This window comes from Xanthocytophaga agilis (assembly GCF_030068605.1).
GTDB classification, from domain to species: domain Bacteria; phylum Bacteroidota; class Bacteroidia; order Cytophagales; family 172606-1; genus Xanthocytophaga; species Xanthocytophaga agilis.
This window is the reverse complement of the sequence record NZ_JASJOU010000004.1, coordinates 157,144-169,450: the sequence shown is the minus strand read 5'-3', so window position 1 is coordinate 169,450 and position 12,307 is coordinate 157,144. Positions and strand designations below refer to the sequence as shown.

At 40.9% G+C, this 12,307-nt stretch carries 11 protein-coding genes; 7 read left to right on the top strand and 4 right to left on the bottom strand.

The window, feature by feature from the left end:
• Positions 1-11: 11 nt before the first annotated feature.
• Positions 12-1,085, bottom strand: a complete 1,074-nt coding sequence (locus QNI22_RS13890) for an SDR family oxidoreductase (RefSeq protein WP_314511391.1) — start codon at positions 1,083-1,085, stop codon at positions 12-14.
• A 132-nt stretch (positions 1,086-1,217) separates the two neighbouring features.
• On the opposite strand from QNI22_RS13890, the gene QNI22_RS13885 reads away from it, so the two are divergent.
• The 7 genes from QNI22_RS13885 to QNI22_RS13855 all read left to right on the top strand — a co-directional run bounded on the left by QNI22_RS13885 (position 1,218) and on the right by QNI22_RS13855 (position 9,255).
• A complete protein-coding gene (locus tag QNI22_RS13885) occupies positions 1,218-2,072 on the top strand; it encodes a helix-turn-helix transcriptional regulator (RefSeq protein WP_314511390.1) in 855 nt (284 codons plus the stop codon).
• 294 nt (positions 2,073-2,366) lie between these two features.
• A complete protein-coding gene (locus QNI22_RS13880; protein WP_314511389.1) occupies positions 2,367-2,756 on the top strand; it encodes a VOC family protein in 390 nt (129 codons plus the stop codon).
• Positions 2,757-2,760: 4 nt separating this feature from the next.
• Positions 2,761-4,173, top strand: a complete 1,413-nt coding sequence (locus QNI22_RS13875; protein WP_314511388.1) for an L-serine ammonia-lyase — start codon at positions 2,761-2,763, stop codon at positions 4,171-4,173.
• Positions 4,174-4,652: 479 nt separating this feature from the next.
• A complete protein-coding gene (locus QNI22_RS13870; RefSeq protein ID WP_314511387.1) occupies positions 4,653-5,075 on the top strand; it encodes a hypothetical protein in 423 nt (140 codons plus the stop codon).
• 54 nt (positions 5,076-5,129) lie between these two features.
• Positions 5,130-5,696, top strand: coding sequence for an NUDIX hydrolase (locus QNI22_RS13865; RefSeq protein ID WP_314511386.1), 567 nt, complete (start codon positions 5,130-5,132; stop codon positions 5,694-5,696).
• 59 nt (positions 5,697-5,755) lie between these two features.
• Positions 5,756-6,430: a uracil-DNA glycosylase family protein gene (locus QNI22_RS13860; protein WP_314511385.1), complete on the top strand. Its 675-nt coding sequence runs from the start codon at positions 5,756-5,758 to the stop codon at positions 6,428-6,430.
• A gap of 116 nt (positions 6,431-6,546) precedes the next feature.
• Complete coding sequence (locus QNI22_RS13855; protein ID WP_314511384.1) at positions 6,547-9,255, top strand: MGH1-like glycoside hydrolase domain-containing protein; 2,709 nt, start codon at positions 6,547-6,549, stop codon at positions 9,253-9,255.
• Between the two features lie 335 nt (positions 9,256-9,590).
• On the opposite strand, the gene QNI22_RS13850 is transcribed toward QNI22_RS13855, so the two are convergent.
• From QNI22_RS13850 to QNI22_RS13840, 3 genes are all read right to left on the bottom strand, one after another.
• Positions 9,591-10,514, bottom strand: a complete 924-nt coding sequence (locus QNI22_RS13850; RefSeq protein ID WP_314511383.1) for a helix-turn-helix domain-containing protein — start codon at positions 10,512-10,514, stop codon at positions 9,591-9,593.
• 9 nt (positions 10,515-10,523) lie between these two features.
• Positions 10,524-11,297 carry an SDR family oxidoreductase gene (locus QNI22_RS13845; RefSeq protein ID WP_314511381.1) on the bottom strand — a complete coding sequence of 258 codons (774 nt, stop codon included), beginning with the start codon at positions 11,295-11,297 and terminating at the stop codon, positions 10,524-10,526.
• A gap of 151 nt (positions 11,298-11,448) precedes the next feature.
• Positions 11,449-12,246: an SDR family oxidoreductase gene (locus tag QNI22_RS13840; protein WP_314511378.1), complete on the bottom strand. Its 798-nt coding sequence runs from the start codon at positions 12,244-12,246 to the stop codon at positions 11,449-11,451.
• Positions 12,247-12,307: the final 61 nt, after the last annotated feature.

The following is a 12,307-nucleotide window of genomic DNA, read 5'->3' as shown; positions in this document are numbered from 1 at the left end:
CAGCTCTTGGCTTATGGAATAACTTTACGCTGGCGTAAATCGTCAAAAATGGACAGAAACATCTCTCTGGTTTCCACATACTCATGAAATCCGAAACGACGTGCCTTGGAGCCATCTGCAAACATATCGTAGTCCCAGGAAAACACGAAATCGCCAAAACCCCACGATGATACTTCCTGATAGGAATGAAGTGCGAGATTGTATTTTTCTATCATCCTGTTCCAGAGAAGTTCTTTATCGGCCATAATGACCGACAAAGACATCGGCAAAGGCGGGGCAGTCTCCAGTTCAAAGTAGCGGGCGATCTCAGGCCACATTTCATTCCATCGAAACAGATCTCCATTATTGATATTAAATGCTTGATTAGCACATCTGGTTTCAGTAGCAGCCCATACAGTGGCCTTTGCCAGCAATCCAGCATCAGTCATCTCGAGCAGTTTATCATAAGCTCCCTGCTTACCTGGAAAACGAAGAGGCAGATTCAATTCTTTGCTGATGGAAGCATATACTGCAATGACCATTGCCAGATTCATAGGATTGCCTAAGGCAAATCCACCTACCACAGAAGGACGAATGGCAGACCATGTCCAACTCTTTCCTTTTTGTCGTTCTTCAAGAAACTGTTGTTGATCCACGTTGAATTCAGGAGGCATATGTCCGGCATCTGTTTCCCTGGCAGGAGTTTTAAAAGGCCCCAAGTGAGCACCATATACCTTATAACCTTGCATAAGACTAACATGCTGTAATCGTGGTGCTATATCTTCAACAACAGTAACCACATTTATCAGCATTGCCAGGTTAGGAGTTACCAGTTCTGCCCAGGTAGGTTTGTCCTGATAGGCCGCATAGAAAATATGCGTTGTATGAGAAAGTGAGCTCAGTTTTTGCCTACACTCTTCTACATTCAGCAAATCCACAGCTATATACTGTATCCGATCTGTTGATACACCTCCACGTCGTGACAAACCTATAATTTCCCAGTCAGGTAGAGTAACCAGATAATCTATCAGATTGCGACCGATTACTCCCTGAGATCCTACTACCAACGCAACTTTCTTTTGTTTTGCAACAAGTACTTCTGACATATCCACAAGAAAATTAGTTTATAAATAATGATTGCGACGGCTATAAATGAACCCTTTGTATAGCTGCAAAGTTAAAAAGCAGGGAGAGGCTACTACTTGTATATTTCTATGAGTAATTGGTAAATACACTTGATGAAAAGATACATCCAGCACGAACTTTTAAAAATATCCAGCTTTACTACAAAGGAATGGATACATCCGGTGCATAACCACAATCACTTTGAGATTATATTTGTGCATAAGGGTAAGGGTATTCATTGTCTCTCCAACATGAAATATACCTATCAACCTGGAAGTCTTTTTTTACTGGCACCGTGCGACTTTCACCATTTTGAGGTACAGGAAGAAACAGAATTTACCTTTCTGAAATTTACCAATATATATTTATATGGTATGGGGAACACACTACTGCAAAGCCAATGGAATCAGCACATGGATCAGTTGCTGATTTATGTGCGTCATCAGCCGTTGCCAGTTATCAAAAATATTCAGGATGCCGAACAGCTGGAAAACCTGTTACGTTTGATTGTGAAAGAATGGCAGACAACTCAGGACGAACTGAATGAAACGATTTTCTTTCTAATCCAGGCATTTGTATCTATTATTAAACGAAACATACAGACACCTCCTGCTCCACCTGCATCCAAACACAGTGCCAAAATAACGGAGATTATCCATTACATACATCAGCATATTTACTCTATTGATCACACACAGATAAAACATCTGGCAGAACAATTCGGCTATTCCAGACACTACCTGGGTATTTTCTTTAAAGAACAGACTGGTCGTACACTTCGGGACTATGTAAATGAATACAAGCTGCATCTGATTGAAAATCGACTCCGCTATTCCTCCTTTTCTATCAAAGAGATTAGTGATGAGCTGGGATTTACAGACATGAGCCATATCCATAAATTCTTCAAAAGTTATCGGGGTATTAATATTTCCGAGTACCGGAATCAACTCACTAACAACGCAGTATAGATACTAATCGGCTACTGACAAACTTTACTGAATTCAAATTAGGACAAGATAGCATATACCAATCTAGTTGCATGAGGTACATAATCTGTTATGGTACAGATATCTGACAAAAAGAAACACTAGATACTCATTTTTTGCAAAAGTTTCAGGAAAAAGCAAGTATATACTCCCGTTTATAGTCTACTATGATTCCCGATCTGATACTAACACTTAAGAATGGTAAGGGTATAGATTTTTCTGGAATCTGTCTAAGCTCTATATTTCTCAGCAGTAATTAATAAAGAAAGCTATACAATGAATATTATCCAGATCAAAGAGACGTGTTTATATGTAACAGATTTAGACCGTACAAAGCATTTCTATCATGACCTGCTTGGGTTTCCCATTATTAGTAAAGTAGAAGGACGGCATGTATTTTTCAGAGCCGGAACGTCAGTGTTATTATGTTTTATTTCGGAGAAGACAAAAACAGACACACATTTACCTCCTCATTACGGATATGGGCAATTACACCTGGCTTTTGAAGCGGCTCCGGAGGAATATGAGGCTTGTAAGACCAAAGTTCTCAACGTGGGTATAGAAATAATTCATGAAGAAACCTGGAGTAATGGACAGACCTCTTTTTATTTTCGGGACTTTGATGGACATTTGCTGGAAATAGTTCCTGTTGGAATCTGGAAATAAAAAAATGGAAGCAATTAGCGTATTTGATATTTTAAAAATAGGAATTGGTCCGTCCAGTTCACATACATTAGGTCCCTGGAGAGCAGCACAGCGATGTATGCAGGAAGTTGGGCAAAAGATGTCTTTAAAAGAAATTGTAAAGGTTCAGGTCTTACTCTATGGTTCACTAGCGAAGACAGGCATCGGGCATGGGACCGATATAGCTGTTTTGATGGGGTTAAGTGGAGCGGATCCAGTTACGGTAAAGGAAGACGCCATTCCTCATATTGTACAAACCATTAAAGATACCTCACAGATTAATCTATTGGGACAGCATAGTATTCCTTTCAGCTATAGGGATGATATCTGCTTCTACCATAATGAATCCCTTCCTTTCCATCCGAATGGTATACAGTTTCATCTCTGGCTGGCGAATGGAGAGGAAATATGGGAGACATATTACTCAGTAGGTGGAGGATTTATTATAAAAGAGAACGAACAGTTTACAGGTAATAAAGTAGAATTGCCTTATCCGGTGCAGACAGGCAAAGACATTGAACGATATTGCCAGGAATTTCATAAAAGCATTTCTGCTGTAGTATGGGAAAATGAGAAAGTATGGCGGACACGTGAAGACATTCGTTCAGGCTTACTGAACATTTACCATGTAATGTTAAACTGTGCCTATACGGGATGCCATGCCGAAGGAATCTTACCAGGAGGGTTAAAAGTGGCACGAAGAGCTGGTGCTATTAATCGTAAACTAATGGGCGATCAGACCTATCAGGACGCCAGTGAATGGATTGAGGCGATTCGCAGAACGTCCAAGTCATTTGAATGTGTAACCAAGTGGATCAGTTGTTTTGCACTGGCTGTCAATGAGGTAAATGCTTCGCTGGGACGTGTTGTGACTGCTCCTACCAATGGGGCTGCAGGAGTAATTCCGGCAGTTTTGCTTTACTATGTCTGTTTTTGCAAAGATGTGAGTGAAGAGAAAATTATTCAGTTTCTTATGGTAGCAGGGCAGATCGGAAGCATTTTTAAGCAAGGTGCTACCTTATCAGCTGCAATGGGTGGCTGTCAGGCGGAGATTGGCGTTTCATCAGCTATGGCGGCAGCAGCTTTAACCGAATGTCTGGGAGGAAGTTCCGGACAAGCTTTGATGGCTGCTGAAATTGCCATGGAGCACCATCTGGGCCTTACCTGCGATCCTATTCGTGGACTAGTTCAGATCCCCTGTATTGAACGAAATACAATGGGAGCCATGAAGGCTATTACTGCTTGCAATATTGCACTGGAAAGCAATCCTTCTCTAGCCAAAGTTTCTCTGGACGATGTAGTAAAAACTATGTGGCAAACAGCCCTAGATATGAATGGTAAATACAAAGAAACCTCAGAAGGTGGCCTGGCTGTTTCAGTCAATGTTGCTGAGTGTTAGAGTGAGAGGTATGTAATTCATTTTTTGTCCTTTTGAAAGGATCTCTTTCTGAAAGGAGCACTCCTACTCCTCCCTGTCCTTCTGAAAGAAACTTCCCGACACGCCTGTCACGACTTGCCTGCCACGCATCGGCGTGAGCGGGACAGGTATGACAACTAAAGTGGCGTTAGTTTTTTGAGAAGAAATGCTCCAAACTCAAAAGCCGCTGGTCTTGCCAAGCCCACGACTTGGCCTGGCCAGGAAGATTCTTTCAGAAGGACAGAGAACTTATATCTCGGCAAGCCAGAAAGCTTATCTTTCTAAGAGAACAAACAGTATATTTTCCTCTTATAGTACAAACTCATCGTCATTGAATGATGTTTATGAATTTTCTATACTGAAAATTTTGCAGCCTTTCTGTTATTTTCATCTATTTTGATTGAATCCCAAACAATTAATTTGCACATTCGCATATAGACACTAGTCCAGCTGGAGAAAATATGAATTTTGAACGTGCATTACAGATAGCTACAGAAGTACATAAAGATCAGAAAGATCGGTATGGTGCCCCTTATATTTTACATGTGATGCGGGTCATGTTACGAGGTAAAAATGAGGATGAAAAGATTGTTGGCTTGTTGCATGATGTGGTAGAAGACTCTCCAATGACAATAGAAGATTTGCGTAAGGAAGGGTTTTCTGAATCCATTCTGGAGGCGGTGAATTGTCTTACACGGCCAGAATCTGAGTCGTATGACGACTTTATACAACGCATCAAAACCAGTCGTCTGGCGATTAATGTGAAGTTAAATGATCTGGAAGATAATCTGGATATGAGGCGATTGCCTTCTGTTACAGAAAAGGATATTCCCCGGATCAACAAATACCTGAAAGCCTATCATGAACTGGTAGTACTTAAATAACCTGGCCTCAGGAGAAAAATATAATCTACAATGAATTTAGCATTATAAAATAGAGTGAAAAAACTGGAGAAGTGGAAAACCTTGCGGTCAGAGATGGTTTTTGATCATCGCTGGTATAAAGTACGTAAAGACGAAGTACAATTGCCCAATGGGCGTATTCTGGACGATTATTATGTAAGTGTGCGTCCGGAAGTAGTGCTTGTATTCCCGATTACAACAGACAATGAAGTAATCATGGTAAGGCAATACAAGCATGGTGCAGGTCAGATACTGCTCGAATTGCCGGGAGGAATCGTAGATACTACCGATAGTTCTGTAGAGGTGGCTGCAAAGCGGGAGTTACTGGAAGAAACAGGCTATTTTAGTGAACAGTGGACTAAATTGGCTGTGATTTATGATGATCCAACCAAAAATACGAATCAGTTTCATTTCTTTCTGGCTGAGGGAGCCTATCATACCAAAGAACAGAAGCTGGATCATACAGAAGATATTATTGTAGAAAAAGTACCTTTGGAGGAAGTGATGCAGAAAGCAGTGCAGGGAGAGATCTGTGTAGCCAATTCACTGGCGATCATCCTGCTGGCACTGGAAAAAATTAAACAGAATAAACTGAAACAGTAGTACTGCTAGTTGAAAGTACGATCTTCTGATACTGTATCAGCATTTTACGCAGTTAACATATGACTTTTGCAGAGAAAGCCATTTCTTTTTATAACCAGCTATCTGCTGGAAGTGAGTTGCCGCATTCAGTGAAAACGCTGAATCCCTATGAGCAGACTGATGTAAAACAGATCGTAGTTCAGTTTTATGAGAAGTTTTATGCAGATGAGTTGCCACGTGTATGGATCATGGGTATAAACCCTGGACGCTTGGGTGGTGGTACTACAGGGATTTCCTTCACTGACCCTGTAAATCTGGAGCAATATTGTCACATTAACCATACATTCAAGAATACTACAGAGCTTTCCAGCCAGTTTATTTACAAATGTATCAACCAGTTTGGAGGTACGGATCGCTTCTTCAGCAGGTTTCATTTAGGAGCCGTTTATCCGCTGGCGTTGGTGAAAGAAGGTAAAAACTACAATTACTACGATTCGCCAGAAGTATATAAGGTACTGGAAACTTCTATACTGGAATATCTGAAGCAGCAAGTGGCACTGGGATCAGCAAAAGAGGTTATCTGTCTGGGCCAAAAGAACTATCAGTATCTGCAATTACTCAATAAGCAATTGGATTTGTTTGAGCAGATTCATGTATTGGAGCATCCAAGATTTATTATGCAATACAAGCGAAAAGAGATGACTGAGTATATAAAGAAATATGTGACTTTATGGGAAAATACATACACTCGTTAGGAAAGAAATCTCATAAGTAGGATATCGCCCTGTTTTTGATTTTTTTATACTGGCCTTTTTAATTGTTTTGAAAACTGTCTGTATCTGATTCACTTATAAATGATTTTGTCATAGCCATGCAAAGTAATCCTGAAAAAGAGAGAATTATCGCAACACCTAAAAATTCTGGCTGGAAGAAATGGGGGCCGTATTTGTCAGAACGCCAGTGGGGAACTGTACGTGAAGATTATAGTGCAGATGGGTCTGCCTGGACATATTTTCCTTATGAGCAAGCCATTAGTCGTGCCTATAGATGGGGGGAAGATGGAATAGCGGCTATTTCGGATACCAAACAACGCATGTGTTTTGGGTGGGCTTTCTGGAACGGAAAAGATCCTTATATAAAAGAGCGGCTGTTTGGAGTGGCAAACCCGGAGGGAAATCACGGAGAAGATGTCAAAGAACTCTACTATTATCTCGATAGTACTCCGACTCATTCGTACATGAAAATGTTGTACAAATATCCTCAGAATGCTTTCCCATACCGAAAAATACTGGAGCAGAATGCAAGGCGAGGTAGGGATGAACCTGAATATGAACTGATAGATACGGGAGTATTCCAAAAGGATGAGTATTTTGACATTTTTATTGAATATGCCAAAGCTTCCGAAGAAGATATTTTAATCAAAGTTACTGCCTGTAACCGTTCTGTAAAAAAGGCCCGTCTGGATATTCTGCCTACTTTATGGTTTCGGAATACCTGGTATTGGGGATACGAAGATCAGACCTATGTACCCAATGTCGCTGCTTCAGGTCGTAACTATATAGTGGCCGAACATGAGGATGTAGGAAAATACTATCTGTATTTTGAGGGAGAACCTGAAGAATTGTTTTGTGAGAATGAGACCAATCGGTTAAAGATTTTCGGACAACCCAATCTGCGTCCTTATCCAAAAGACAGCATTAATGATTATATCATTTCCGGAGGCGAAATCAAATACCTGAACCCTCAGAAAACAGGTACCAAAGGGGCTATCCGGAATACAGTGCAGGTAAAGCCTCTGGGAGAGGTGACCCTGCGATTCAGATTAAGCCACCGATACCTAGAAACTCCATTTATTAATTTTGATGAGAAGTTTACAGAGAGAAAAATGGAAGCAGATGCATACTATGCCGATCTGCAGAAAAATATAAAAGATCCGGATCTCCGAAAAATTCAGCGACAAGCTTATGCCGGAATGTTATGGAACAAGCAGTTTTATAACTTTAACGTAGATCAGTGGCTTACTGGAGATCCTGCGTCTGCAGCTCCTCCTGAATCCCGTTTGAATATCCGGAATCAAAGCTGGCGGCATTTGCACAATGGCAACATCATTTCTATGCCCGACAAGTGGGAGTATCCCTGGTATGCTGCATGGGATTTGGCGTTTCACTGTGTGCCATTAGCTAAGTTAGACCCGTCCTTTGCCAAACGTCAGTTGGTGATATTCCTAAGGGAATACTATATGCATCCTAATGGACAGATTCCTGCCTATGAATGGAATTTTTCGGATGTGAACCCACCTGTACACGCCTGGGGAGCCTGGAAGGTCTACTCTATTGATAAGGAGATGAATGGTGGTAAAGGTGATAAACAGTTTCTGGCTTCTGTATTTCATAAGCTGTTGATGAACTTTACCTGGTGGGTAAACCAGAAAGACAGAGAAGGAAATAACCTGTTTGAAGGTGGCTTCCTTGGATTAGATAACATAGGAGTATTCGACCGAAGTCATCCACTACCAAATGGGGCCTATATCGAACAAGCCGATGGGAGTAGCTGGATGGCGATGTATAGCCTTAACATGTTGCGGATTGCTATTGAGCTTGCAACGTATGAGGAAAGCTATCAGGAAATGGCTTCTAAGTTTTTTGAGCATTTTCTGTTTATATCCAAAGCTATGCGTAATATCACCGAAGATGAAATTGATCTTTGGGATTCGGAAGATGAGTTTTACTATGATATTCTTCATTTACCTGCTGATAATCAGAGCATATTACTAAAAGTAAGGTCACTGGTAGGCTTGATTCCTATGTTTGCAGTGGAGATTCTGACACCTGAAATGATCGGACAGTTGCCAGACTTTACACGTCGGCTGGAATGGGTATTGAAAAACAGACCCGATCTGGCTCGTATGGTGTCACGTTGGCACGAACCGGGACGTGGAGAGAGCCGGATGCTGGCATTGATGCGTATTCACCGATTAAAACGTACCTTACGTCGTATGCTGGACGAAACAGAGTTCTTGTCAGACTATGGTGTAAGATCTTTGTCTAAATACCACAAAGATCACCCATATGTGATGCAAATGGATGGCATTACATATTCGGTTCAATATCTGCCTGGTGAATCCGAATCGGGAATGTTTGGTGGAAATTCAAACTGGCGTGGTCCGGTTTGGTTTCCGGTTAACTACCTGATTATAGAATCGTTAGTGAAATATTATGAATACTATGGAGATGAAATGACCGTAGAATACCCAACCGGTTCTGGTACATTCCTGAATCTGAAACAGGTAGCCGAAGAACTGATGGCTCGCTTATTACGAATCTTTCAGTTGAATGAAAAAGGCGAACGACCATTCTATGGTGGAGATGCCAAATTTAACCATGATCCGTATTTCAAGAACCATATGATGTTCTATGAATATTTCCATGCAGATACAGGCCGAGGCTTAGGTGCTTCCCATCAGACAGGATGGACAGGTTTAATTACCGACCTCATCGACCGTCTGGAAACTGCCCGCATAGCCAGAGAAGGTAAAGCTGCTGAGAGTAAAACAGAGAAAAAAGAAGTGGTAGGACAATAGCAACAGTCTTTCTGATTCATCGATATAAACCCAAAATGTCAGTAGACTATGTATGCTGACATTTTGTTTTATAATGGAGGCAAGCAGATCTTCCTCAATTTGAAATATATTCTCTCATAAACTAGACTAAAAGCAACTTTATTTGTCACCAGACTTTACAGAGGGATAGAAAAGAAATCAGAAGGTATGTAGTTATATAGGATTTCTGTGTGTTAACAGCAGTGAACGTCTGTCTAGTAAGACTATACTACAAGTATCCGCTTAATGCTGCTAACATGAGTATATGATACCTTACCATGCCATCCTGAAAGAATTTTATAACAAAGCTGATATGTTTAGCTAAACGATTGTCGGAATTCCAGCGGAGAAAGGTTGGTCTTTGTTTTGAATAACTTGCTAAACGATTGCATATGCTCAAAGCCCAGTTCGTAGGCTATTTCACTTACGGTCAATTCGGTTGTAGATAGTTTTTCTTTGGCTTTTTCAATCAGTTTGTTGTGTATATGCTGCTGGGTATTTTGCCCTGTGAGCACTTTGAGTAAACTACGGAGATAGGTGGGTGAAACATTCAGTTGATCTGAAATGTACTGCACTGTAGGCACTCCTTTTGTGAGTAACTCTTCACTGTTGAAATAGTCAGTCAATACCTTCTCCAGTCGGTCAAGAATTTGATGGCTGCTTATTTTTCGGGTAAGAAACTGACGACTGTAAAAGCGTTCGCTGTAGTTGAGCAACGTTTCAAGTTGTGAGATAATAATATCCTGGCTGAATTTATCAATGTTTGAGCGGTACTCATTCTGAATATTCTGCACAATGCCATTAATAATTATTTCTTCTTTTTCAGAAAGAAATAAGGCTTCGTTTACTGCATAGTGAAAGAATTCGTACTTCTTCATATTTTTCCCCAAAGATGTATTCCAAAGAAAATCCGGATGAATGAGCATAATCCAACCTGTCGCTTTTTGTAATTCCTCCTGATCTATCTCTACGCCAAATACCTGATTAGGCCCGATAAAGAACATAATGCCTTCATCAAAATCGTATTGTTGCTGACCATATTTCAGTTTTCCAGTTACTCCTGACTTGATAGAAATGGAGTAAAAGTCAAATATGGCAACAACCTCCTTCCCTTCTTCCGGGAAAAAATGAATGTCTGAATAATCCACGATGCTGATAAGCGGGTGTGCAGGCTTAAGCAAAGCTCTCAGTTTATGAAATTCACTTATCGTTTTTATCCGAATAGGTTTTGTATTTTCCATATCTCAAAGTTACTTATTTCGTCTTGCCTTTTCGATAGATGAATGCATGAAATTAAGTGCAAAGTCCGGAGCAAAGCGACCTAATGTCTTCATCATCTTTGACATACCAGGCTTAATTTCCAGGTTGTCTTTCAAAAGCCCCTGAATAGACTGGCTTACCATCTTATCCACTTTCATATTCATACTGGGATCTACTAATCCTGTAAATGCATCTCCCAGTGACGTATCAGTAGCTGGAGGAGCTATTTCGAATACCTTTACAGGAGTATTCCTAAGCTGCAATCGCAGTACACGGGTGTAAGCATGTAAACCTGCTTTGGCTGCACTATAAATGGGAGATACCGGAAACGGAATAAAAGCCAGCCCCGACGAGATATTTACAATAGCAGCCGATTCTTTTGTTTTCAAGTGAGGCAGAAACTGATGATTCATCTGAATCACGCCTGACAGATCTATATCCAGTTCTGCTGTAATGTTCTCCAGACTCATACTGGTATCGTGTAAGCTCAGATTACGCATAATACCCGCATTATTGATAATAATGTTCAGATCGGGAAACTGCCGGGTAACCTTTTGGAAAAGCTCTTCAATGTCTTTGGGATTACTGACATCGCTTTGAAAGATGGCAACTTGTGGAAATTGTTTTTTGGTTTCGTTCAGTTTATCCAGGTTACGTCCTGTGATGATTATGTTTGCTCCTTGCTGTGTCAGTTGTTTTACGAATTCCAAACCGATACCACTGGTTCCGCCTGTAATCAGGATTGTGCTGTTTTTTAGTTCCATTGTCTTGTCGTTTTAACAATACAAATGTCAGCAGTTTCTCTAAGTCAGATTTAGTCAAAACGCCTTTCGTTGTAGGCAAAACGAAAGGCGTGGAATGAATTATAGAAATAGGTTTGACTATTCGCTTAATGCTGTAATGTAACGAATCTACTTACACTACAACAGGCAGCGATCCGCCATCGATAGCATAGTTTGTTCCGGTGAGATACGCAGCTGCTGGTGATACCAGAAAATGAACCAGCGATGCTACCTCTTCCGGTTCAGCCATCCGTCCCATCGGGATACCCCCTACCTGATTCATCAATTGAGTTTGTCCCTCTTCAAATGATAGGCCCGAAGCAGTAGCAAAATCTTCAATAACTTTTACCATAGGCGGTGTTTTAGTAGCCCCCGGAGAGACAGTCAGAACACGTACACCTTTGGAGGCAAGTTCGGTCGCTAATGTTTTGCTATAACTATTCAATGCTGCTTTGGAAACTGCATACGCCATATTGAGATTCCACAGAGGCTGTTTGCCTGCTACAGAGGAGATATGAATAATCACACCACTTTGCTGATCAACCATTTTAGGCAATAAGGTTCTGTCTAGTCGGATAGCAGCCAGTAGATTCAGTTGCAGCTCATTTTCCCAGTGTTCATCCGTTAGGGTGCTATACCCTCCTCCAGGAGTGGTTAAGCCACCTATGTTATCAATTAGAATATCTACTGTTCCAAACTTTTCATCTATCTCCTCTGCCATTTTTGTGACATCTTCCGGTTGAGTTAAATCAGCTGCAATAAAATAATGATCTAAGTTCGCATCGCCAGGATGATTTCGGGCTGTTACGATAACCTGAGCACCTGCTTCTGCCAAACGATCTGCGATAGCTTTTCCGATTCCTTTAGTTCCTCCGGTTACAAGTGCTGTTTTTCCGTTAAGTTCTGTACTGTGATTTTGTTGGTTTTTCATGGTAATTGATGTTGTGATTAATTATGAAATGAATGTTTCAAAATAAGGCGTACAAGAGTTG